The 22,440-nt window shown below is 63.7% G+C and carries 20 protein-coding genes; 8 read left to right on the top strand and 12 right to left on the bottom strand.

Features of this window, described 5'->3' with window-relative positions:
• Positions 1–170 precede the first annotated feature (170 nt).
• Both DCG74_RS31135 and DCG74_RS31140 read left to right on the top strand, forming a co-directional pair.
• Complete coding sequence (locus tag DCG74_RS31135; protein ID WP_172785428.1) at positions 171–1,346, top strand: ABC transporter substrate-binding protein; 1,176 nt, start codon at positions 171–173, stop codon at positions 1,344–1,346.
• A gap of 105 nt (positions 1,347–1,451) precedes the next feature.
• On the top strand, positions 1,452–1,907 hold the full coding sequence (locus DCG74_RS31140) for a cupin domain-containing protein (RefSeq protein ID WP_018643141.1): 456 nt from the start codon (positions 1,452–1,454) through the stop codon (positions 1,905–1,907).
• Positions 1,908–1,916: 9 nt separating this feature from the next.
• Here DCG74_RS31140 and DCG74_RS31145 read toward each other — a convergent pair whose 3' ends face one another.
• The 4 genes from DCG74_RS31145 to DCG74_RS31160 form a co-directional block, all read right to left on the bottom strand.
• Positions 1,917–3,167: a flavin-dependent oxidoreductase gene (locus DCG74_RS31145; RefSeq protein ID WP_172785429.1), complete on the bottom strand. Its 1,251-nt coding sequence runs from the start codon at positions 3,165–3,167 to the stop codon at positions 1,917–1,919.
• Between the two features lie 51 nt (positions 3,168–3,218).
• On the bottom strand, positions 3,219–5,570 hold the full coding sequence (locus tag DCG74_RS31150; protein ID WP_172785430.1) for a bifunctional salicylyl-CoA 5-hydroxylase/oxidoreductase: 2,352 nt from the start codon (positions 5,568–5,570) through the stop codon (positions 3,219–3,221).
• 102 nt (positions 5,571–5,672) lie between these two features.
• The gene (locus DCG74_RS31155; protein ID WP_172785431.1) at positions 5,673–6,509 is read right to left on the bottom strand and encodes an enoyl-CoA hydratase family protein; all 837 of its coding nucleotides are present in this window, start codon (positions 6,507–6,509) and stop codon (positions 5,673–5,675) included.
• A 42-nt stretch (positions 6,510–6,551) separates the two neighbouring features.
• Complete coding sequence (locus tag DCG74_RS31160; protein WP_172785432.1) at positions 6,552–7,313, bottom strand: SDR family NAD(P)-dependent oxidoreductase; 762 nt, start codon at positions 7,311–7,313, stop codon at positions 6,552–6,554.
• 193 nt (positions 7,314–7,506) lie between these two features.
• Between DCG74_RS31160 and DCG74_RS31165 the strand changes: the two genes are divergently transcribed.
• Genes DCG74_RS31165 through DCG74_RS31185 form a run of 5 tightly spaced genes read left to right on the top strand, consistent with a single transcriptional unit; the run spans position 7,507 to position 13,243 of the window.
• Positions 7,507–8,322, top strand: coding sequence for an alpha/beta fold hydrolase (locus DCG74_RS31165; RefSeq protein ID WP_172785667.1), 816 nt, complete (start codon positions 7,507–7,509; stop codon positions 8,320–8,322).
• Positions 8,323–8,334: 12 nt separating this feature from the next.
• Positions 8,335–9,624 (top strand): acyl-CoA dehydrogenase family protein, encoded by a 1,290-nt coding sequence (locus tag DCG74_RS31170; protein ID WP_172785433.1) that lies wholly within the window; start codon positions 8,335–8,337, stop codon positions 9,622–9,624.
• Between the two features lie 2 nt (positions 9,625–9,626).
• Positions 9,627–11,162 carry a class I adenylate-forming enzyme family protein gene (locus DCG74_RS31175; protein ID WP_172785434.1) on the top strand — a complete coding sequence of 512 codons (1,536 nt, stop codon included), beginning with the start codon at positions 9,627–9,629 and terminating at the stop codon, positions 11,160–11,162.
• A complete protein-coding gene (locus DCG74_RS31180; protein WP_172785435.1) occupies positions 11,159–12,247 on the top strand; it encodes an NAD/NADP-dependent octopine/nopaline dehydrogenase family protein in 1,089 nt (362 codons plus the stop codon). The genes DCG74_RS31175 and DCG74_RS31180 overlap by 4 nt, the downstream gene beginning before the upstream one ends.
• Positions 12,248–12,250: 3 nt before the next feature.
• A complete protein-coding gene (locus tag DCG74_RS31185; RefSeq protein WP_172785436.1) occupies positions 12,251–13,243 on the top strand; it encodes a 3-hydroxybutyryl-CoA dehydrogenase in 993 nt (330 codons plus the stop codon).
• Here DCG74_RS31185 and DCG74_RS31190 read toward each other — a convergent pair.
• The 6 genes from DCG74_RS31190 to DCG74_RS31215 form a co-directional block, all read right to left on the bottom strand.
• On the bottom strand, positions 13,240–14,286 hold the full coding sequence (locus DCG74_RS31190) for a peptidase M29 (protein WP_172785437.1): 1,047 nt from the start codon (positions 14,284–14,286) through the stop codon (positions 13,240–13,242). The genes DCG74_RS31185 and DCG74_RS31190 overlap by 4 nt on opposite strands.
• Before the next feature lie 32 nt (positions 14,287–14,318).
• Complete coding sequence (locus tag DCG74_RS31195) at positions 14,319–15,086, bottom strand: ABC transporter permease (RefSeq protein WP_172785438.1); 768 nt, start codon at positions 15,084–15,086, stop codon at positions 14,319–14,321.
• Positions 15,083–15,868, bottom strand: coding sequence for an ABC transporter permease (locus DCG74_RS31200; protein WP_172785439.1), 786 nt, complete (start codon positions 15,866–15,868; stop codon positions 15,083–15,085). Before DCG74_RS31200 ends, DCG74_RS31195 begins: the two co-directional genes overlap by 4 nt.
• Positions 15,865–16,710 carry an ABC transporter ATP-binding protein gene (locus DCG74_RS31205; RefSeq protein WP_172785668.1) on the bottom strand — a complete coding sequence of 282 codons (846 nt, stop codon included), beginning with the start codon at positions 16,708–16,710 and terminating at the stop codon, positions 15,865–15,867. The genes DCG74_RS31200 and DCG74_RS31205 overlap by 4 nt, the downstream gene beginning before the upstream one ends.
• A 94-nt stretch (positions 16,711–16,804) precedes the next feature.
• On the bottom strand, positions 16,805–18,499 hold the full coding sequence (gene ilvD / locus DCG74_RS31210) for a dihydroxy-acid dehydratase (RefSeq protein WP_172785440.1): 1,695 nt from the start codon (positions 18,497–18,499) through the stop codon (positions 16,805–16,807).
• A gap of 75 nt (positions 18,500–18,574) precedes the next feature.
• A complete protein-coding gene (locus DCG74_RS31215) occupies positions 18,575–19,558 on the bottom strand; it encodes an ABC transporter substrate-binding protein (RefSeq protein ID WP_172785441.1) in 984 nt (327 codons plus the stop codon).
• Positions 19,559–19,718: 160 nt separating this feature from the next.
• Here DCG74_RS31215 and DCG74_RS31220 point away from each other — a divergent pair, with 160 nt between their 5' ends.
• The gene (locus DCG74_RS31220; protein ID WP_172785442.1) at positions 19,719–20,636 is read left to right on the top strand and encodes an NAD(P)-dependent oxidoreductase; all 918 of its coding nucleotides are present in this window, start codon (positions 19,719–19,721) and stop codon (positions 20,634–20,636) included.
• A 6-nt stretch (positions 20,637–20,642) separates the two neighbouring features.
• On the opposite strand, the gene DCG74_RS31225 is transcribed toward DCG74_RS31220, so the two are convergent.
• Both DCG74_RS31225 and DCG74_RS31230 read right to left on the bottom strand, forming a co-directional pair.
• Positions 20,643–21,203, bottom strand: coding sequence for a flavin reductase family protein (locus tag DCG74_RS31225; RefSeq protein WP_172785443.1), 561 nt, complete (start codon positions 21,201–21,203; stop codon positions 20,643–20,645).
• Positions 21,204–21,212: 9 nt separating this feature from the next.
• Positions 21,213–22,418, bottom strand: a complete 1,206-nt coding sequence (locus DCG74_RS31230; protein ID WP_172785444.1) for an acyl-CoA dehydrogenase family protein — start codon at positions 22,416–22,418, stop codon at positions 21,213–21,215.
• Positions 22,419–22,440 lie beyond the last annotated feature (22 nt).

A 22,440-nucleotide genomic window follows, 5' to 3' on the forward strand; every position in this document is an offset into this window, starting at 1 on the left:
CGCACGCCGATTTCTTTAGGCTTCAAATATTTGGCGCGCCGCTTGCATGCAACCCTGCCCGCAGGATGCGACGCCTCGCGCTCGGCTTGCCGCGGCGGCCGTCATCGGCATAAGCTTTGGATTGGAGTACGTGGCTTGCAGCGCAAGCCAGTCGTCACGAGGGACAGATCATGAAGACGCAAATGACCTTGGCCGCAGCCGCGATGCTGCTCGGCACCGTGGCCACCCCTGCCCTCGCCCAGGAAAAAATCAAGCTCGGTGTGATCGTGACCCTGTCGGGACCCGCCGCAGCGCTGGGCCAGCAGGTTCGCGACGGCTTCGCGCTCGCCGTGAAGGATCTCGGCAGCAAGATGGGCGGCCGCGACGTCGAGCTCGTCGTCGTCGACGACGAGCTGAAGCCGGATGCAGCGGTGACCAAGGTGAAGGGTCTTCTGGAGCGCGAGAAGGTCGACTTCGTGGTCGGGCCGATCTTCTCCAACATCCTCCAGGCCATCCACCGGCCCATCACGGAATCGAAAACCTTCCTGATCAGCCCCAATGCCGGCCCCTCGACATTCGCCGGCAAGGACTGCAACCCGTTCTTCTATGTGACGTCTTATCAGAACGATCAGGTGCACGAGATCCTCGGCAAGGTCGCGCAGGATCGCGGCTACAAGCGCATGTACCTGATGGTGCCGAACTATCAGGCCGGCAAGGATTCGGTGGCGGGCTTCAAGCTCGACTACAAGGGCGAGATCGTCGAGGAATCCTACATGCCGCTGAACACGCTGGATTTCCAGCCGGAGCTCTCCAAGATCTCCTCACAGAAGCCCGATGCACTGTTCACGTTCATGCCGGGCGGCCTCGGCGTCAATCTCGTCAAGCAGTACCGGCAGGCCGGGCTCGCCGACACCATTCCAGTGCTGTCGGCCTTCACGGTCGATGAATCGACCCTGCCGGCGCAGCAGGATGCGGCGGTCGGCATGTTCGGCGGCGCGAACTGGGCACCCAACCTCGACAATCCCCAGAACAAGAAGTTCGTTGCCGCCTACGAGGCCGCCTACAATAGCGTTCCCGGCACTTACGCCTCCCAGGCCTACGACACCGCGATGCTGATCGACAGCGCCGTCAAGGCCGTGAAGGGCGACCTTTCCAACAAGGACGCCGTTGGCGCCGCGTTGAAGAAGGCCGACTTCACCTCGCTGCGCGGGGCCTTCAAGTTCAACCACAACAATTATCCGATCCAGGATTTCTACCTGACCAAGGTCGCCAAGCGTCCGGACGGCAAGTTCCAGACCGAGATCGTGCAGAAGGTGTTCGAGAATTACGGCGACCGCTATGCCAAGGACTGCAAGGCGACGAACTGAGCATGATCGGACCCGAAGGGCCGCGGTAGCGCAAGATGCGCAGCGGTTTTCCGAACATGATCATGCTCTAACAAGAGCCGCGCAGCGCGTTACGGGAGGACTGCAATGAAGAGCGAAATCACCGGCATCACGCGGGCCAATGAGGGAATCCAGGGCATTTCCTGGAACATCCTCGGCCAGACCTACGTGCCGAAGAGCTACGCCGAGAACAGCTTCTCCTGGCACGCGACGCTGCCGCCGGGCACCTTCGTGCCGCCGCACATTCATCCCGACCAGGATGAATATCTCTACATGCTGGAGGGAAAGCTGGATTTCGTGCTGGGCAATTCAGAGGCGCAGGCAACCGCGGGCGACCTGATCCGCCTCGGCATGGGCGTGCCGCACGGCATCTTCAACAAGTCGGAGCAGACCGCCAAGGTGCTGTTCTGGGTCTCGCCGAGCCGCAAGCTGTTCGACCTGTTCTGGGGTCTTCACAACATGAAGGAGCAGAAGCCGGAGGACGTCGTGGCGATGGCCGCCGAGTTCAACATCCACTTCCTTCCGCCGCCGCCCGGCGGCTAGCGGCGCGCGTCAGGCGCGCACCGCCGCAAGACCCGGCACCGCGGCGAAGCCTGCCTTGGTGGCATAGCCGCGCACGATGGCCTCGCGCTGGGAATAGCTCAGGACGTTGTCGACATTGTCGAAACCGTCGGGCGCGAGCTGCTCGACGGCGTCGATGACGCCCTCGGGGCCCCCGCGCCGGTTGGAGCGGACGATCTCGGCCGTCATCGGCAGGCGCTTCTTCTCGTACTCGAGCAAGGCCTGACGCGGGTGTTCGGCGCGCACCAGCGCATCCGCAAGGCAGCGCGCGTCGAGAATGGCCTGCGAGGCGCCGTTCGACCCCACCGGATACATCGGATGCGCGGCGTCGCCGAGCAGCGTGACCCTGCCCGATGACCAATATGGCAAGGGATCGCGATCGCAGGTCGGATATTCGTAGAATTCGGGCGTTGCCGAGATCAGGCTCTTCACGTCGATATAGGGCACCGAGAAGCGCGCCACATGCGGCATCAGCTCTTCGCGGCGGCCCGGCCGCGACCAGTCTTCCTTCCGCGGCGGCGGCGCGTTGCCCTCGCCCACTTTCACCAGCACCGCCCAATTGGTCAGGCGGCTCGCCGGGCTCGATCCTTCCGCGATCGGATAGATCACCACCTTGGCGTTGAGACCGCCGGCCACGATCATCGATTTGCCGGTCAGGAACAGCGGCCAGTCACGCGCACCGCGCCACAGCATGAGGCCATTCCAGCACGGCGGCCCTTCGTTCGGAAACAGCGTCTCGCGGACGCGCGAGTGAATGCCGTCGGCACCGATCAGGATATCGCCTCGCGCGGTGTGGACATGGGCGCCGGAGCGATCGAAGAAGTAAGCGGTGACGCCGCCCTCGTCCTGCGTGAAGGCGCCGAGCCGGCAGCCGGTGTGGATCGCCTCGCGGCCCAACCGCTCCTCGACGGCGCGATGGATGACGGCCTGAAGGCGGCCGCGATGGATCGAGAATTGCGGCACGTCGTGGCCGGCGTCGATGCCGCGGGCTTCGCGCCAGACCTCCTGGCCGTGGCGATTGAGATAGTAGAGCTGGTCGGTGCGAACAGCGACGTCGTCGAGCTTCTGCAACAGGCCGAGGCCGGCCAACTCCCGCATGGCATGCGGCAGCGTGTTGATGCCGACGCCGAGCTCGCGAATGGTGTCGGCCTGCTCGAAGATCTCGCAATCCAGGCCGCGCGAGCGGAACATCAATGCCGTGGTGAGACCACCGATACCGCCACCGACGATAATCGCCTTCATCGCCCTAACTCCACTCGAAACACAGGCAATGAGTTAACGTCGCACGGGCAGTCACTCCGCCGCAAGCGGCTTTGTCGCCTCCGCCTTGAGCTCGGCCCGGGTCTTAGGCTTAGCCTTAATTCTCAGCTCCTCGAGATCCTGCCGGTCGCGCACGCTGTTGCGGAAAATCTGATCTTTTCCGGGCAGATATTGCGGGGGACAGAAGGCGTCGTTTGCCCCGTACCAGGCCGCCGCCTTCATGGTGAAGAAGGGGTCGACGAGATGGGGACGGCCGAGGGCAACGAGATCGGCCCGGCCGGCGGCCAGAATGGTGTTGGCCTGGTCCGCCGTGGTGATGTTGCCGACGCACATCGTGGCGACCCGCGCCTCGTTGCGGACCTGGTCGGAGAAGGGCGTTTGGAACATGCGTCCGTAGACCGGCTGCGAATGGCGCACGGTCTGGCCGGTCGAGACGTCGACGAGATCGACGCCGGCCTCGGCAAAAGCGCGTGCGATGGCGACCGCATCATCGCCGGTGATGCCGCCGTCCGCCCAATCGGTCGCCGAGATGCGCACCGACATCGGCTTGTGCGACGGCCAGACCGCGCGTAAAGCCTCGAAGATCTCGAGCGGGAACCGCAGACGGTTGGCGAGCGAGCCGCCATATTCGTCCGTCCGGGTGTTAATCAGAGGGGAGATAAAGCTCGCGAGCAGATAGCCGTGGGCGCTGTGCAATTCGAGCATGTCGAAGCCGCAGCGCTCGCCGCGCTCGGCCGCCGCGACGAAAGCGTCCCTCACCGCATTCATGCCGGCGCGGTCGAGCTCGCGCGGCACCTGGCTGTCGGGGAAATAGGGCAGCGGCGATGCCGAAATGATCTCCCAGCCGCCCTCCTCCAAAGGACGGTCCATGCCGTCCCACATCAATTTGGTCGCGCCCTTGCGGCCGGCGTGGCCCAGTTGCAGGCAGATCTTTGCGGCCGAGTTGCCGTGGACGAAATCCACGATGCGACGCCAGGCGGCCTCCTGCTCGTCGTTCCACAGACCAGTGCAGCCGGGCGTGATCCGGGCCTCACGGCTAACGCAGGTCATCTCGGTGAAGATGAGGCCGGCGCCGCCGATCGCGCGCGAGCCGTAATGCACCAGGTGGAAATCAGTCGGCACACCTTCCTTCGCCGAGTACATGCACATCGGCGACATCACGGCGCGATTGGCAAGCTTCATCTCACGCAGGCGGAACGGCTGAAACAGCGGCACCATCGGCCGGTTGGTGTCGACATCGAAGCCGCTGCTGCGCACCTGCCTCGCAAACGACTTGTCGACCTCCGCCACGAAATCCGGCGCGCGGAGCTTGAGATTGTCATAGGTGATCGCCTTCGAGCGCGTCATCACGCCGAAGGCGAACTGAACCGGATCGAAATCCCAGAAGCGGTCGACATGCTCGAACCAGACCAGCGAAACGTCGGCGGCATGCTGCGTCTTCTCGACCTCCTCGCGGCGGCCGTGCTCATAGACCTCCAGGGCGGCCTTGATGCTGGGCGCCTTCTCCATGGCTTCGGCCAGCGCGATGGCGTCTTCCATCGCGAGCTTGGTGCCTGAGCCGATGGAGAAATGTGCGCTCGCCTTGGCGTCGCCGAGCAGCACCATGTTGTCCTTGACCCAGCGCTTGCTGCGGATCATCGGGAAGTTGCGCCACATCGAGCGGTTCGTCAGCAGCTTGTGCCCATCGAGGAACCAGCCGAAGATGTCGGCCATCCGCGCGGCGGATTGAGCCTCGTCGAGACCCGTCAGCCCGGCGCGTTCGAACGTTTCAGGGTCGGTCTCGAAAATCCAGGTCGAGTGCCCGGCCTCGTACTGATAGGCATGGGCGATGAACGGCCCCCACTCCGTCTCCTGGAAGATGAAGGTGAAGGCATCAAGCGGCCTGGTCGAACCCATCCAGGCGAACTTGTTGGCGCGCAGGTCGACCTCCGGCTGGAAATGCTCGACGTATTTCTCGCGGAAACGGCTGTTGATGCCGTCGGCGAGCAGGATGAGATCGGCATCGGCGAAGCGCGTTTCGTTGTCGATATCGACCTCGAAGTGCAAGGTGACACCCAGCTCGCGTGCACGTTCCTGGAGGATCAGAAGCAGCTTCTGCCGCGAGCAGCCGCAGAAGCCGTTGCCGCCGACGCGGTGCACGGTGCCGCGGAAGTGCACGGCGATGTCATCCCAGTAAGCGAACTCCTGGGTGATGCGGCGATAACTCGGCAGATCGTGCTTCTCGAAATTGTCGAGCGTCGCATCCGAGAACACCACGCCGAAGCCGAAGGTGTCATCGGCCCGATTGCGCTCATAGACCGCAATGTCCGCGCCGGGACGCTGCTTCTTGAGCAGGATCGCAGCATAGAGACCCGCAGGTCCGCCACCGATGATCGCGACTTTCATGGGAGCCTCGCCACTTCACCCGGCCATGAAAACTATTTTAAGCCTAAAATAATTTCCCGCAAGTCCCCCTCGCTGGATTTGCTGCAGATAATTGCGACCGGCTCAGTCGCCCCTGAATACCGGCTTGACCTTGTTGGCGAAAGCCTCGAAGGCACGCTCGAAATCCGCGGTGGTCATGCACAGCGCTTGGGCGATGGCCTCCGCCTCGATCGCCTCCTCCACCGACATCGCCCATTCCATCGCCAGCATCCGCTTGGTCATGGTGTTGGCGAAGGTCGGGCCTTCCGCGACCTGCCTGGCCAGAACCTGCGCCTGGGGCAGCACCTGCTCCGCGGTGACGATGCGGCTGAAGAAGCCCCAGCGCTCGCCCTCTTCCGCCGTCATGAACCGGCCGGTGTAGAGCAGCTCGGAGGCGCGGGACTGCCCGATGATCCGCGGCAGGATGGCGCAAGCGCCCATGTCGCAACCGGCCAGCCCCACCTTGTTGAACAGGAACGCCACCTTCGCCCCGCTCGCCGCAAGGCGCATGTCCGACGCCATGGCGATGATCGCCCCGGCGCCGGCGCAGATGCCCTCGACCGCCGCCACGATCGGCTGCGGACACGCCCGCATCGCCTTGACGAGATCGCCGGTCATACGCGTGAAGGCGGTCAGCCCCTTGGTGTCCATCTTCACCAGCGGGCCGATGATCTCGAACACGTCGCCGCCGGACGAGAAATTGCCGCCGGCACCCGTGACGACGATGGACTTGACCGCGTCGTCGAAGGCGCAGGCGCGGAAGAAATCGGTCAGTTCCCGATAGCTCTCGAACGTCAGCGGATTCTTTCGTTCGGGGCGATTGAGCGTGACCGTCGCAACGCCGTCAACCACGGCGAGCAGGAAGTGCTGCGGCGAGTAATCCGCAAGCGGCACGGTGACGGGATTGGCTGGTCTGCTCATGGGATCTCCTTGGCTTTTATGTTCCGGCCCTGCTTCGCCACGCTAGATTTCACCGCCGGCAACGGCGATCGCCTGCCCGGTGATCGCACCGGCGCCCTCGCCGCAGAGCCAGAGCACCGCGTCAGCCACCTCCTGCGGTGTGATGAGTCTTCCTTGCGGATTGTGTTTCGAGAGCTCGGCGATCGCCTGCTCGCGGGTTCGGCCGGTCTTCTTCATGATATTGTCGATACTGCCGGCGACCAGATCGGTGTCCGTAAAGCCGGGACACACCGCATTCACGGTGACGCTGCTACCAGCCATCTCGAGGGCGAGCGAACGCACCAGGCCGACAACCGCGTGCTTGGCCGCCGCATACGCGCTGACATAGGCGTAGCCCTTGAGGCCGGCCGTGGACGCCACCGCGACGATGCGACCGTAGGGACGATCCTTCATGCCCGGCAGCACGGCCTGGATGGCATGTACGACGCCCATGAAATTGACATCCATCATCCGGCTGAAGAGCGCGCCGTCCGATTTCGCGAACGGCGCCGATTCAGCGCTGCCCGCATTGGCAACCAGGATGTCGATCGGCTTGCGCGCACTTGCCCCGGCGATCGCGGCTTTCAGTGATGCTTCGTTCGCGACATCAGCGACAGCCGCAAAGTGCGCGGCACCTGCATTGACCGCCTCGTCGAGAACCGCCGCGTTCCGGCCAAGCACCGTTACGGTCGCACCAGCGCCGACGAGAGAGGAAGCGATCGCTCGGCCGATGCCGCGCCCGCCACCGGTGACCAGCGCGTGCGGCGAATGCGGCAATCCGGACATGCGCTGGCTCCCTCAGATCTCGTGATCGTGCTTCCGATATATTTTAACCTTCAAGTTTTTGCAACGAAAGCGGCGCGTGGCCGGCGAATGCCGCCGCATGAGAGACGGCCCGAAAATTGCTTTAAGTATAAAATTATCGCTTCCCATCCCTGAAAGGCCTGTTAGCATCGAAGTGCCAGCAGAAGGATGTCGCGTGTCACAGCCTGTGCCAATGATAACAAAGGATGGACGCTTCGCCTACGAAGCCGCGGGCGATCCTGGCGCGATACCGCTGATCTTCCTGCACGGCATCGGCGGCGCGGCGCGAGCCTGGCGGCGGCAGCTTGCCACATTCGGCGGCCGCTTCCGCGCGATCGCATGGGACATGCCCGGTTATGGCGGATCGACGCCGCTTGCGAGCGTCAGTATCGCTGCCCTGGCGGAGGCGCTGCAGCAATTCATCGAGCAACTCGGCGTCAGCAGGCCTGTTCTGGTCGGCCATTCCATCGGCGGCATGATCGTTCAGAAGTGGCTGGTTCAGTCCCCCAAACTGGCACGCGCGGTCGTGCTGGCGCAGACCAGCCCTGCGTTCGGCAAGGCGGACGGCGACTGGCAGAAATCGTTTATCGCAGCGCGGCTGGGACCGCTCGATCGCGGAGAGACGATGAAGTCGCTGGCGCCTTCGCTGGTGAGGGAGCTTGTCGGCGACGATCCCGATCCGAACGGGATGGAGGTTGCCCGCGAATGCATGGGGAGCGTGCCCGAAGCGAGCTATCGCGCCATGATGCTGGCCCTGATCGGCTTCGATCAGCGCAGCACGCTCGGAGACATTTCCGTCCCGACACTGCTGCTGTCGGGCTCCAAGGACAATAACGCGCCGGCGCCGATGATGGCAAAGACGGCGACCTTTATTCCAGGGGCTGAATATGTCGAGCTCGCCGGCGTGGGCCATCTCGCCAATCTCGAACGCCCCGACGCCTTCGACGAAGCTCTCGGCCGGTTCCTGAACTCTCTCGCGACCAAGGCGTAAGGTGACCGCGCGATGACCATGCAAGTCAGCAAGACAATCGGGACGACCAACAAGGTCGCGCTGGATGCGCCGATCTTCGATCCCGCTGCATTCCGCTTGAACGACGAGCAGGCCGGCATCATCACCCGCGCGAGGGAGATCGGCCAGACCGTGTTTGCCGGTCGCGCCGCCACTTACGATCGCGAGGCGACCTTCCCAAAGGAAAATTACCGCGATTTGCATCGCGTCGGCCTGCTCGGCATCGCCGTGCCCAAGAAGCACGGCGGCCTCGGCGCCAATTACCAGACCTATGCCATGGCGGCAGCCGAGATCGGCCGTTATTGCGGCGCCACCGCGCTGACCTGGAACATGCATGTCTGCTCGACCCTGTGGTCGGGTCCCCTCGCCGACGATCTCGACATGGATGCGGAGACCCGTGCGGAGCATGAGCGACGGCGCGCGGTCCACTACAAGCGCATCGTCGAGGATGGTGCGATCTATTCGCAGCCCTTCTCCGAAGGTGGAGCTGCCGCTGCGGGCGGCGTTGCTTTTGGCACTGAAGCGAGGCCGGTCGCAGGCGGTTGGATCGTCAACGGAAAGAAGATCTTTGCCTCGCTCTCGGGCCACGCCGATTATTACGGCGTGCTTTGCACCGAGATCGAGGAAGGTGAGAAGGCCTCGCGCCGCAACACGCTCTACCTCGCGATATCAGCCAAATCAGAAGGCGTCTCCGTCGTCGGCGACTGGGATCCGCTCGGCATGCGCGGCACGGTTTCGCGGACCCTGCTGTTCAAGGACGTGTTCGTGCCGGAAGATTCAGCGCTGATGCCGCGCGGCGTCTATTTCCAGGCCGCAATGCGCTGGCCGCACATGTTCCTGACGCTGTCGCCGACCTATATGGGCCTGGCGCAAGCCGCTTACGACTTTACCGTGCGTTACTTGCGCGGCGAAGTCCCGGGCATGCCGCCGGTGAAGCGGCGGATGTACCCGACCAAGCAGATCGCGGTGGCGCAGATGCAGATCAAGCTGGAGCAGATCAAGGCAATCTGGTTCCAGGCCGTGACCGAGGCGCGCGCCAATCCGACCAAGGAGCAGGTGCTGCGCGCCTATGCCGCGCAATATTCGGTAATGGAGGGCGCCAATGAGCTCGCCGCGCTCGCGATCCGCACCTGCGGCGGTCAGGCCATGCTTCGCTCGCTGCCGCTGGAGCGGATCTATCGGGACAGCCGCTGCGGCTCGTTGATGCTGCCCTGGACCGCCGAGCTCTGCCTCGACCGGATCGGGCGCGAAGCGCTGTACGAGGCCGGTGAAACGGACGACTGACCGTGGACCTCTGTAGCCTGATCGACCGCAACGCGGCGTTCGCGCCAGACAAGACGGCCATCGCCTTCGAAGGCAAGCGGCTGAGTTACGCGGCATTCGCCGCACGGATCGAACGGACCGCGACGGCCTTGAAGCGGGAGCTCGGCATCGGCCGAGGCGATCGCGTCGCGATTCTAAGTCTGAACCGGCCGGAATATCTGGTTCTGCTCTACGCCTGTGCGCGGCTCGGCGCGATCCTGGTGCCGCTGAACTGGCGGCTGGCCGTCGCCGAGCAGCTATTCATTCTCGGAGATGCCGGCGCCAAGGTCCTGGTGCTCGAGCAGGCGTTTTCCGGAGTGCTTGCCGAGCTGGGGCAGACCGCGGTGGGCACATCCGTCGTCGGCCTCGATTTCACGCCGCCCCGCGGCACGACCTTCGAAGATTTGCTGGCCCGCGGTGACGGCACGAGCCGAAATCCGCACACCGACCTCTCCTGCCCGCTGCTCATCGTCTACACGTCAGGCACGACGGGACGGCCAAAGGGCGCGGTGCTGCGTCAGGAGGCGCTGTTCTGGAACGGCGTCATGAGCCAGCACATGCACAACATGACATCCGACGATCACGTCCTGACCGTGCTGCCGTTCTTCCACGTCGGAGGCCTCAACATCCAGACCACGCCCGCGCTCCAATTGGGCGCGACGGTCACGGTGCATGCGCGCTTCACGCCGGACGCCGCACTCGCGGCCATCGGAGGAGAACGGCCGACACTCACGGTGATGGTTCCTGCGATCCTCCAGGCGGTAAGCGAGCATCCTGCCTGGGCGACGGCTGATCTTTCCTCACTCAGGGCCGTTGCCACGGGCTCAACCATCGTGCCGCCGCACCTGATCGAGCGCTTCGTCGCGCGCGATGTCCCGGTGCTTCAGGTCTATGGCTCGACCGAAACCTGCCCGATCGCCGTCTACACGCGGCTTGGCGGCGATCTTTTGCGCGAGGGATCGACCGGCCTTGCCGGCCTGTGCTGCGAGGCAAAGGTGATCGACCAGGTCGGCAACGAGCTTCCCGCGGGCACGCCGGGCGAGATCGCGGTGCGTGGTCCCAACGTATTCTTCGAATATTGGGGCAACGAGGCCGCGACGCGCGAGGCGCTGCACGACGGCTGGTATCGCACCGGCGATATCGGCCTATGCGACGCCGACGGCTACTTCTGGGTCCGCGACCGGAAGAAGAACATGATCATTTCGGGCGGAGAAAACATCTACCCGGCCGAGATCGAGCGCGTCCTGCTCGAACACCCCGATGTCAGCGAATGCGCCGTGATCGGCCGGCCGGACCCGCGCTGGGACGAGGTGCCGATCGCCTATGTCATTGCGAGACCCGGCTGCCGGCTCGAAGCGGACGAATTGAAGACACATCTTCAGGCGCAGCTCGCACGCTACAAGGTTCCGCGCGAGATCGTCTTCGTCACCGACCTGCCGCGCACGGCGCTGGGCAAGGTCCAGCATTTCCTTCTGAAGCAGCTTGATACGCAATCGCGCGCCCAAGGAGAAACGTCTTGAAGATCGCGGTTCTGGGTGGTGGAAACGGCTCTTTCGCGGCCGCGGGCGATTTTGCGCTGTCGGGCCATGAGGTGCGGCTCTGGCGCCGCGATACCGATCAGGTCGCGGCGCATCGCGCCGCCGGCTCGCGCATCCTGGTCAAGGATCACAACGGCCGCCACGACGTGAAGCTGGCGCTGGTCACGACCGACATGGCGGCCGCCGTCGACGGCACGGAGTTGATCCTGTGCCCGGCTCCTGCCTTCGCGCAAGCAGATATCGCTCGCCGGCTCGCGCCATATCTGCGGAACGGTCAGGTCATCTTTCTGCCACCGGCGACATTCGGCTCGATGATCTTCGCCCAGGCGGCGCGAGATGCCGGCAACCACGCCAAGGCCAGCTTTGCCGAAACGGGCACGCTTCCGTGGCTGACCCGCAAGCACGGACCGTTCGAGGTCGCAATCACCATCCGCGCCAAGCGGCTCCCGGTCGGCGTGTTCCCGTTTGACCGGGCGCCCCACGCGCTCGAAGTGATCAGACGCGCTTTCCCAGACGCGATCGAGGCGTGCGGAGACGCGCTATCGGGCGCACTGATGAACGCAGGCCCGATTATTCATCCGCCATTGATCGTAATGAACGCAGGGCCGATCGAACATTTCGAGCGCTGGGACATTCACAAGGAAGGCACGCAAGCCGCGATCCGCCGGGTTACCGACGCGCTCGACGCCGAACGCATCGCAGTGCGCGAGGCACTCGGCTACGGCGCGCCACATTTTCCGCTCGCTCATCATTACGCGAAGGAAGGCGAGATCGGGATGTATGGCCGCGGCTCGCACGACCGACTGACCGATTCCGGTGATTGGCGCGAGCGGATCGTGCTGACCGAGCACCGCTACATGCGGGAGGATCTGCGGCTCGGGCTGTCTTTGCTGGTGTCTGTCGCCGGCCTCGCCGGCGTGGGTACGCCGCTAGCCAAAGCATTTCTCTCGATCGGCGGAGCGGTCTGCGGCGAAGATTTTGCGCGCGGTGGCCGAACGCTCCAGACGCTCGGGCTCGGCGATCTCAGCAAGACTGAATTGCAGACCCTACTCCGCAATGGATTCTGATCGATGACGAATCGCGCCGATATCGCCTGTCTCGGCGCTGGCCGCATGGGCCGCGGCATCGCCGTTGCCTTCGCTTATGCAGGGCACAGCGTCACGATGATCGACATCAAGGCTCGGTCCACGGAGGACTTTGCTAAGCTCGAGGCGGACGCACTCGACGAAGTCAGGAAGATCTTCGCCAGCCTGTCAAAGCTGGGGCTGCTGACCGAGGCAGATGTTGATCCGCTGATTGCGCGGGTCTCGGTGGTGCAGGCGAGCGAGAGTGGCGTAGTGTTGGCCGAAGCCGGCATGGTCTTCGAAGGCGTTCCTGAAATCGTCGAGCTCAAGCGCGAAGTGCTGGCGGCCGCCTCGAGGCAGGTCGGTCCGGATACGATCATCGCGTCGACCACCTCGACCATCCTCGCCGATGATCTCTCCGGCGCGATCGTGAACCCGCGCCGATTTCTCAATGTGCATTGGCTCAACCCGGCCTATCTGATCCCGCTGGTCGAGGTTTCGCCCGGCAAGGCGACCGACCCGGCCGTCATCGACGAGGTCAAGACGCTGCTCGAAGGCATCGGGAAGGTGCCGGTGGTCTGTGCCGCCACACCGGGCTTCATCGTCCCCCGCATCCAGGCGCTGGCGATGAACGAAGCTGCGCGCATGGTCGAAGAGGGCGTTGCCAGCGCCGAAGAGATCGACAAGGCGATCCGCTACGGCTTCGGCTTCCGCTACGCCGTGCTCGGCCTGCTCGAATTCATCGACTGGGGCGGCGGCGACATTCTCTACTACGCGAGCAGGTATCTGGAAGGCGCGCTCGGCAGCGAGCGCTACCGGGCGCCGGACGTCATTTCACGCAACATGCACGAAGGCCGGATCGGCCTGCGCACGGGCGCAGGCTTTCTCGATTATTCCGGGCTCGATGTCGACGCCTATCGCGCGAAACGGCTCCAGGCGATGGTCGACCTGCTCCGGCACTTCGGCCTGGCGCGCCCCCCGGTGCTCGACCGCAACTAACCAAACACGTCCTGGAGCACGCCTTCGCGGACGACCGCAATGCCGTCGAGCTCGATGGTCGTTCCCATCATCGGCAGGTCGAAATGCCCCGCCGTGTAGCGCCCTGCGAATTCATTCGCGCCGGTCGAGAACAGGAAGTTGCCTGAGACGGCCCGGATTTCGGTGCCGTTGGTGTCGCGCTGGTCGTACATGGACAGCGCCTCATAGCGCGCACCGGGGTTCATGCCGAAGCCGACATGCGAGACGGCATAGGCCTCGCGATCGCCCCAGGCGGCGAGATAAGCACGCATCATCGCGGCATCCGTGCCTTCGCCCTCCAGCTCGACGACATAATCGTCCTTTAGAGTCATCTTCACCGGAGACGTCAGGTATCGCTTGAAGGTCAGGTTGATGTCGCCCGGCGCCATCACCAGCGTGCCGTTGATGGTCCCGCTCTTGGGAAAGCTGACGACGATGCCACCCGGCCAATGCGCCAGCGTGCCGGGCTTGTCGGTCCAGCCCCACACACCGACCGTGGAAGCGCCGACCATGTCGACGTCGAGAGCGGTGCCTGCCTTCGAGGTGACACGCATGCGCTTGGTTCCGCGCAGCATCTTGGCCGCGGCACGAACACGCTTTTCGAGCGCGGAATCCGGTATCATGCGCTCCAGCGCTTCGGGATGCTCGTTGGAAATCACCAGGATCCGCGCGCCGGCTTTAAGGATCTCCGGCGTCTCGACCGCGTGCATCAAGCCTTCGATCGTGCAATCCACCACGAAGCCCGCCTGCTGAAGCGCGGTGATGACCGGGCCAAGCCGCTGGATTGCCTCACTCGCCCCGGTCGAGCGTACCGGGACGATATTCCGGTTACGCGGTGTCGGCATCACCACATGAAACGGACGCGCCCCCATGCGCAGCAGGGCCAGTTCCGCAAGATGCACGTTCAACGCACGCGACTGGGTTTCCGAGAGGATCGCGGCGGTATCGCCGGCTTTCACGGCGCAACGCTCGAAGATCTCGCAAAACGCGTCGATCCATTTTGCTTCGATGCGGTCAGCCAGCATGGTCCACTCCCGGTCTTCTGGATTCTTGTTTGTTACGCTTCGGGGAAGCCCCGGAGCAAGTACGAGCGCACGACCCCCAGCAGCCCGTTCAGGATCAAGCCCAGCAGCGAGATCGTGATCAGCGGCACGAACATGTCGACCGCCTGGAAGGTGCGGGCCGCAGTCACCAGCGCGTGCCCCAATCCGTCCGTCGACGTGATCATCTCGGCCAGAAACACTACGATGCAGGAAATGACAAGGCCGATCCGGCACCCGGTCAGGATGGACGGCATCGCCGCCGGCAGCACCACCTTGAAGAGAATTTCAAGGCGCGGCGTTCCCGCCGCCATGGCCGACCAGATCAGCTTCTGCTCGACGGTCGATGCACCGTAATAGGTCGAGAGCAGGATCGGGAAAAGAGCATCGGCAGCCACCAACGTAATCTTCGATCCGTGGCCAAATCCGAGCAGCAGCAGCAGTGCCGGATAGAGCGCGACCTTGGGCAAAGGCGCCAGAACGCGCACGATCGGCCGAACCACGGCGTTGATCGCCGGATTGGCGGCGGCGGCGATGCCGATGGTGACACCGAGCACGACAGCAATCGCGAAGCCGGCAAACAGCCTGATCAGAGTCGCCGCGATCTCGTGCTGGAACGTCGAAGTCACGAGTTGCTGGAGCAGCCGGCCGAAGACGAAGCCTGGCGGCGGCAGCAGAACTGCCGGCGCGAAGCCGAAAGACACCAAGCCTTGCCACAGCGCGATCACCAGTACGATCGGGGCGATCCCAAGAGCCATATTTGGGGAGAGAAACCGCGACATCATGAGAAGCTCAGCGGCATGTCGAACTGCGGCTCGGACCAGCGCACGAGCCTGGCACGAACCCTCTCGAAAATCGCATCGAGGCAGATTCCCATCGCCCCCACGATGATGATCATCGCAAAGACGGTGTCGTATTGGCCCATGTCGAGCGCGTTGAACAGGATGTTCCCGGCACCGGACTGACGGGCAATCATCTCGCTGGTGATCATCGTGATCAGCGCCAGCACCAATCCCGTACGACACCCCGTGAGGATTTCCGGCAGCGCCGCCGGCAGCACGATACGCACCAGGCGTTGCACCGGCGCGAGCCCCATCGCAGCGCCCGACCACAGCATCTTCTCTTCGACCGCCTTTGCGCCTTCGAAGCTGTGATAAATCACGGGCAGGCTGACGCCGAGGAAGATCACGAGCGTCTTCGTGATGTCGCCGACGCCCAGCCACAGCATGATGATCGGCATCAAAGCCGCCTTCGGCACCGGGTAGATCACCATCAGGAGCGGATTGAAGAAGGCCGCAACTGCACGGCTACGTCCCATCAAGAGGCCAAGTGGTATAGACACCAGCACGGCCGCGCCAAATCCCATCGCCATGCGCCGGAGCGAGGCCAGAATATTGACCAGCGATTCCTTGTCACCGAGGATGTCCGGAATCGCTCTGATCGCTCCGATCGCAGTCGGAAAGCTGTCATTCTTCAGCGCCAGTGACGCGACCTGCCACACCACCAGCAATCCGATGCAGGCGAGCACCGGGGCAGCGCGCTTGGTCATGCCGGCTGGGGACATCATGCGGGCGCCCCGGCTTCGTCGCTCTCGTCGAACATGCGCTCGATATCGACGACGTACTTCTGGTAACGCGGATCGAGCAACAGCTCGTTGCGGCGGCGCGGCCGCGGCAGGTCGATGTCGATGACCTGCCGGATTCGCCCAGGCGATTTCGACATCATGACGACCTTGTCCGAGAGGAAGACGGCTTCGTCGACCGAATGGGTGACGAACAGCACCGTCTTGCGATCACGCTCCCAGATGTTCAGAAGATCGTTCTGCAGGCGCGTCCTGGTGTGAGCGTCGAGTGCCCCGAACGGCTCGTCCATCAGCAGCACTTCGGGATGGTAGGCAAGCGTCCGCGCCAGCGCCACGCGCTGTTTCATGCCGCCCGACAACTCCTTGGGATAGAAGTTCTCGTAGCCCTTGAGGCCGACCATCTCGATCAAGGCCCGGCTCTGCGCTTCAGCTTCGGTGGCGCGAATCCCTTGCTGACGCGGCCCATACATCACGTTGCCGAGCACGGTCTTCCAGGGAAACAGCGCAAACTCCTGGAATACCGGTCCGCGATCCGGACCGGGCCCCGTGATCGCCTGCCCCTTCATCTTCGCCGCGCCGCTGGTCGGACTGACGAAGCCGCCGACAATGTAGAGCAGTGTCGACTTGCCGCAGCCGGACGGGCCAAGGATGGAGACGAAAGCTCCCTCCTCGATCGTCAGCGAGATCTCCGAAAGCGCAACATGATCCTTGCGCGCGGAGGTCTGAAAGACCTGCGAGACGCGGTCGATCTCGATGATTGCGGAAGCCGGGTCTTGTTGCGTCACCGGTCTCACCCATTCGCTCGATCTCGCAGATACTACCGTCATCCCGCCTTCCGTCCCACTTGCACGAGGATTCAGCGGCACGAGCTTAGCAAGAAGCCTGCCAGACAGGCTGTCATTTTCACACCCGTGCGGTGCGTCATTCGAACCACGCCCATTCTGCCGGGCCTTCATGCGTCACGGCTCCGCCCGGCGCCTGCCCGACCAGCCGCGCATATTTTGCCAGCGCACCTGCACGGTGGCGTGGCGGGCGCGGCTTCCAATCGCGTCGCCGCGCGGCGAGCTCCTGTTCCTCGAGCAGGACATCCATCCGCCGATTTGCAGCATCAATCCGGATCCGGTCACCATGCCGGACGAGCGCCAGCGGACCGCCAACAAATGCCTCGGGGGATACGTAGCCGATGCACATCCCGCGGGTCGCGCCTGAGAACCGGCCATCGGTGATCAACGCCACTTTTTCACCCATGCCCTGCCCATAGATCAGGGCGGTGACGCCGAGCATCTCACGCATGCCGGGTCCGCCGACCGGCCCCTCATTGCGGATCACGAGAACCTCGCCGGCCTTGTAGCTGCGGTCGCGAACAGCTGCGACGCAGGCTTCTTCATCCTCGAACACACGCGCCACGCCTTCGAAGAACTGGCTCTTCAAGCCCGCGACCTTGATCACCGCCCCATCGGGACAGAGGTTACCCTTCAGCACCGCGACGCCGCCGTCAGGCATGATCGGTGCGCGAGATGCGTACACCACCTCTCCGTCGGGCGCGTTGGCCGCACCGTACTCTTCGGCAAGTGTGCGGCCGGTGATGGACAAGCAGCCGCCATCGATATGACCGCTCTGGATCAGCTCGCGAATGATGACCGCAGCGCCGCCAATATCGTAGACATCCTTCGCGGTATGCTTGCCTCCTGGGCGCAGATTGCCGATCAACGGCGTCCTGGCAAAGACCTCACCCACATCATCGATGCCAAATGCAATCCCGGCCTCATTCGCGATCGCCGGCAGATGCAGCGCGGCATTGGTCGAGCCGCCCGTGGCTGCCACGATCGCCGCTCCGTTCTCCAGGGATTTGCGCGTCACGATGTCGCGCGGAAGCGGCCCGCCGCGGTCCAGCATCTCCATGATCAGTCGGCCGGCGCGTCGCGAAATCTGCGCTCGCTCGGCATAGACGCCGGGCACCATGGAGACGTTGGGAATGGTCAGCCCCATCGCCTCCGAAACCATGCCCATGGTGTTCGCGGTGAATTGGCCGGCGCACGCACCGATCGTGGGCAGACACGCGCGCTCGATCCGTTCGAGGGTGGCGCCGTCGATCTCGCCAGTCATGAAGCTGCCGACCGCCTCATAGGAATCGAGCACCGTCAGCGTACGTCCATCTACGCGGCCCGGCAGCGAGCTGCCGCCATAGATGAAAATTGAGGGCACGTTGCAGCGGACCATGCCCATCATCACGCCAGGAAGCGTCTTGTCGCATCCACCGTATCCGATCAGCGCATCGTAGGCCAGCCCATGGACCACGGCTTCGATCGAATCGGCGATCAGCTCCCGCGAGAACAGGGAGAACTTCATCCCCTCATGATTCATGCTGATGCCGTCGGACACCGAAACGGTCGAGAACTCACGCGGTGTACCGCCGGCCTCCTCGATTCCAGTCTTGGCTGCAGCTACCTGGAAGTCGTGAGTCATGTTGCAGGGCGTCTGCTCGCCCTTCATGCTGACGATGCCCACCATTGGCTTCGCAATCGCGGCGTCGTCGAGCCCCATGGCGCGCATGAATGCACGATGCGGCGCGCGGTCGAGCCCGTCCGTAGTGACCCGTGATCGCAACTTCTTCATATATGCATCTTCTTCATGCAGCGTCCCGGATGATCCGGAACGCCACGATGTTAGGTTCGGTAACGCGCCCGGCTTCTATTGCAGCGGCGCGACGATCGACGGATGCTTGAACTGTGCAACGTCCAGCTTCGGCAGCATTCCGGTCTCTGCATAGATATCCAGCATCTTCTGGATCGCCGGGAAGTTCGGCGCCGCGCCCGGATCACGGCCGAAATCATTGTCCTTGAGCAGGTAGGTCTCGAGCACCGGGATGGGGGCTTTCAGCACTTCATTGACGACCTTGAGAGTCTCCTCGCGGTTCGCCAGTGCCTTCTTCATGCCCGAGGTAATATCTCGAACATAGGCCTTGACCAGCTCGGGGTTCTTGTCGACGAAATCGGCACGGCAGGCTTCCAGGATGTGCACGATGTTCGGCATGGCCTGGGAGAGCGAGAACAGCTTCCTTGTGCCGCCCTTTGCCTCCGCGCGCGCAGCAAACGGCTGGTTCATGTTGACCGCGTCGACGCGGCCTTGGCGCAGCGCGTCCTCGGAGACGGCAAAGCCGACCTCGACCAGCTTGATGTCCTTGGCCGGATCGATGCCATTCTGCTTCAAGAGCAGGTTGAACGGTCCTTGCGTGCCGCCACCGATCACGGAAATGCCGACCGTCTTGCCCTTGAGATCCGCGATCGTCTTGATGGGCGAGTCATCCATGACGGCCCAATAGACCGAAAAACCGCCGGGCATTTCGAAAACGTGTTGCGCCACGATGTAGGCTTTGAGATTGCCGCCGACGACACCGTTGGAGAGCGAGAGCGGCGCCTGGGTCGCGCAGTCCAGTGCACCGGCTGCCAAAGCCTGCGTCATCGGCGCGGTGCCCTGGAATTGGGTCCATTCGATGTTGTAGGTCTTGCCGAGATTGGGAAATTCGGCCGGCCTGCGCATCATCCAGTACTTGGACTCCTCCGCAGGGATGGTCCAGCCGACGCGGATCGTCTGCTGCCCCCATGATGGGCTTGCGCCCACGCTCACGGCTGCTGCCGCCCCCAAAGCCAGGATCCACTTCGAAACGGTTCGCATCGTGCCACTCCGCTGCTCCGGCGCCCGCTGGCGCCCCCAACCCGACCGCCTCAAATGTTTCATGGTTCAAACAATCAGGCAAGCCATGCGAAGCGGACGGTCTTGCCGGCCGATGCGCGATATATGGTAAAGCGGCGTCTGGGACAGAAGGAGGCAACCTATGGCTGATGAGAGCAAGGCAAACCCGCAAGGCATCGAGAAGCTCGGCTATCTCGGCCTGGGACTCATGGGAACGCCCATGACCCGACGCCTGCTCAAGGCCGGCTATCCGGTCGCTGTCTGGAACCGCTCGGAGGGCAAGGTGGCGCCGCTCGTCGAGTCCGGCGCCAAGCGTATGGTCACGCCCCGAGATCTCCTGGCGAGCTCGGATATCGTTTTCATGTGCGTGACGGATGCGGCGGCGGTCGAGGAGGTGATCTTCGGGCCCGAAGGTCTGGCAGCAGCCCCTGGCGCGGGCAAGCTTGTGGTCGACTTCTCGTCAATCCATCCGGACGCGGCGCGCGACCTCGCAACGCGATTGAAGGACGCGAACGGTGCGGGCTGGATCGATGCGCCGGTGTCCGGGGGCACGAAGGGCGCCGAGGAAGGCACGCTCGCCATCATGGCGGGCGGAGAAGCGGGCGACATCGAGAGGGTGCGCCCCTATATGATGGCCATGGCGCGCAGGTTCACGCACATGGGCCCGCTCGGCGCCGGCCAGACCACAAAGCTGTGCAACCAGGTGATCGTCGGATGCGCAATGGCCGTGCTCGCGGAAGCAACACGCCTTGCCGTGAACGCCGGAATTGACGCCAACCGATTGCCCGAGGCGCTCGCCGGCGGCTTTGCGGATTCCATCCCGCTCCAGCTGTTCGTGCCGCGGATGGTCAAGGGCATTCACACCCCGCCGCTCGGCCACATCGCCACGATGCTCAAGGACCTTGATACGGTGGCCGATGTTGCACAGGCGACATCGACGCCGGTACCGATGGCCGCGCTTGCCGGACAGCTTTTCAGGCTGGCGAAGGCCGCGCGAGGTGCCGACGCGGACGCGCTGGAGATCTACAAGCTTTCGGCGGCAGAGCGCAAAGCTGTCTAGGGGGCGTTACGGCACGTTCTTCTTATCGTCGGCCATGAAGCGGCCGAATGCCCCTCGCGCAAAGAGCAGCGGCTCCTTCGCATTGTAGGTGTATGCCTCGACCGCGCCGAGAAAGATCACGTGGTCACCGCCATAATAGCGATTCACGGAGCGGCATTGAAAGTTGGCGACGCTCTCGGCGAGCACTGGCGCGTTGCCGAGGCCGGGGGTCCAGTCGACGCCGGTGAACTTGTCGTCCGACGATTTTGCGAATTTGTTCGCAAGCGCCTGTTGCGAAGCGCCGAGAACGTTGACGCTGAAATGGCTGGCGTTCTGGAAGATGGTCAGGCTGGAGGAATAGACGACGAGGCTCCACAGAACCAGCGGCGGATTCAGCGAGACCGAGGCGAACGAATTGCAGGTCAACCCGTACGGCTTGCCGTCAGCCGCCGCCGCCGTGATGATCGTCACGCCCGTTGCATAAGTTCCGAGCGCGTTGCGAAAGTCGCGAGGATCGATCTGCGAGCTGTCGCTCGCGAACTCGTTGGCGGGATCTGGAGCGCGGGGATGCTTCGGCAGATCATTCATCGGCCGGCCTCACAGCGTGAGATTCTCGGAGGGCAGGCCGAGCGCCACCCGTCCGTAGTTGGTCCCGGCCGCATCGAAGTTGAATGCGAGATGTGAGTTGATCGCGTGCGCATCGCGGAACTGCCGCTGTAACACGCCGCTCGTGAACAGACCACGCGCGCCGCTGGCGGCAAACAGCATCGAGACCGCGTCCGTACACAAGTTGACGGAAAACGATCCGTCGCGGCGATATCTGGTCTTGGTCGCCATGTCAGGGATCCGGCCGCCTCGTGCGTCCTCCATGGCATCGAGACAGGCCGATCGCATGATCAGGCGCGCAGCGTCGATCTTGGCCGAGGCCTCCGCGATCTTGATCTGCGTGCTTTGAAAATCGCTCAGCTTGGCGCGGTTGTAGGTCGAAACGCGATGACGCGCGACCTCCGTGTAATCGTCGAGGCACGCCTGTGCATTCCCCAGCGCGACACCGGAGAGGACGTAAGGAAAAAGTGAGAAGACCGGCAGCGCATACAAGGGATTCGGATTGACCGCGCTTCCCGGCGTCGGGCCACCTGAGAGGTCCCCTACGGCGACCGTCATATGGTCAGCCACGAAGGTATCCCTGACCTCGACGTCGCAAGATCCTGTCCCGCGCAGTCCGGCGACGTTCCAGGTGTCCAGCACCTTGTAATCGCCGCTCGGTAGCAGAAAGATTCGATACTCGATGCCGTCGGCATCGTCGTCGGAATAGACCACGCTCGCAAGCATATTCCAGTCGCAGGAGGCAACGCCCGAGGAGAATGGCCAGCTACCGTGCAACTGGTATCCGCCTTTGACCCGCGTCGCGCGTCCGGCGGGAAAGATGAACGAGGATGCGATCAAAGTATCCGGATTGCGGCCCCAGACCAGATCCTGCGCCCTTTGCTCGAACATGCCGAGCATCCAGTGATGGCTTGCCAGGTTGGCGAGATTCCAGGCGACCGACGCATCCGCCTGCCCGAGCAGCTCGGCGCAATCGACCAGAGCGACATAGTCGAGCTCAGCGCCGCCAATCCGGGCCGGCTGGAGCATCCGGAACAGGCCGGCGTCGTGGAGATCCTTTTCGGTTTCCGGAGGAAGATGCCGCAGCTCCTCGGTCCGCGCCGCTCGCTCACGCAATTGCGGCAGGAGCGCCCGAGCCTTCGCGATCATTGACGCATAGACCTCTCCGCCGGCTTGCAGGCCTGCGGGCTGCGTCATGCTCGGCTCCTGGCCAGGCGCC

The organism is Bradyrhizobium sp. WBAH42 (genome assembly GCF_024585265.1).
GTDB lineage: Bacteria > Pseudomonadota > Alphaproteobacteria > Rhizobiales > Xanthobacteraceae > Bradyrhizobium.

Excerpts from the sequence above, each read along its gene's own strand:
- DCG74_RS31200 (WP_172785439.1), bottom strand. The coding sequence starts at position 15,868 with ATGATGTCCCCAGCCGGCATGACCAAGCGCGCTGCCCCGGTGCTCGCC.
- DCG74_RS31195 (WP_172785438.1), bottom strand. The coding sequence starts at position 15,086 with ATGATGTCGCGGTTTCTCTCCCCAAATATGGCTCTTGGGATCGCCCCG.
- DCG74_RS31230 (WP_172785444.1), bottom strand. The coding sequence starts at position 22,418 with ATGACGCAGCCCGCAGGCCTGCAAGCCGGCGGAGAGGTCTATGCGTCA.
- DCG74_RS31155 (WP_172785431.1), bottom strand. The coding sequence starts at position 6,509 with ATGAGCAGACCAGCCAATCCCGTCACCGTGCCGCTTGCGGATTACTCG.
- DCG74_RS31215 (WP_172785441.1), bottom strand. The coding sequence starts at position 19,558 with ATGCGAACCGTTTCGAAGTGGATCCTGGCTTTGGGGGCGGCAGCAGCC.
- DCG74_RS31135 (WP_172785428.1), top strand. The coding sequence starts at position 171 with ATGAAGACGCAAATGACCTTGGCCGCAGCCGCGATGCTGCTCGGCACC.
- DCG74_RS31150 (WP_172785430.1), bottom strand. The coding sequence starts at position 5,570 with ATGAAAGTCGCGATCATCGGTGGCGGACCTGCGGGTCTCTATGCTGCG.
- DCG74_RS31190 (WP_172785437.1), bottom strand. The coding sequence starts at position 14,286 with ATGCTGGCTGACCGCATCGAAGCAAAATGGATCGACGCGTTTTGCGAG.
- DCG74_RS31160 (WP_172785432.1), bottom strand. The coding sequence starts at position 7,313 with ATGTCCGGATTGCCGCATTCGCCGCACGCGCTGGTCACCGGTGGCGGG.
- DCG74_RS31185 (WP_172785436.1), top strand. The coding sequence starts at position 12,251 with ATGACGAATCGCGCCGATATCGCCTGTCTCGGCGCTGGCCGCATGGGC.
- DCG74_RS31220 (WP_172785442.1), top strand. The coding sequence starts at position 19,719 with ATGGCTGATGAGAGCAAGGCAAACCCGCAAGGCATCGAGAAGCTCGGC.
- DCG74_RS31140 (WP_018643141.1), top strand. The coding sequence starts at position 1,452 with ATGAAGAGCGAAATCACCGGCATCACGCGGGCCAATGAGGGAATCCAG.
- ilvD (WP_172785440.1), bottom strand. The coding sequence starts at position 18,499 with ATGAAGAAGTTGCGATCACGGGTCACTACGGACGGGCTCGACCGCGCG.
- DCG74_RS31145 (WP_172785429.1), bottom strand. The coding sequence starts at position 3,167 with ATGAAGGCGATTATCGTCGGTGGCGGTATCGGTGGTCTCACCACGGCA.
- DCG74_RS31170 (WP_172785433.1), top strand. The coding sequence starts at position 8,335 with ATGACCATGCAAGTCAGCAAGACAATCGGGACGACCAACAAGGTCGCG.
- DCG74_RS31205 (WP_172785668.1), bottom strand. The coding sequence starts at position 16,710 with ATGACGGTAGTATCTGCGAGATCGAGCGAATGGGTGAGACCGGTGACG.
- DCG74_RS31225 (WP_172785443.1), bottom strand. The coding sequence starts at position 21,203 with ATGAATGATCTGCCGAAGCATCCCCGCGCTCCAGATCCCGCCAACGAG.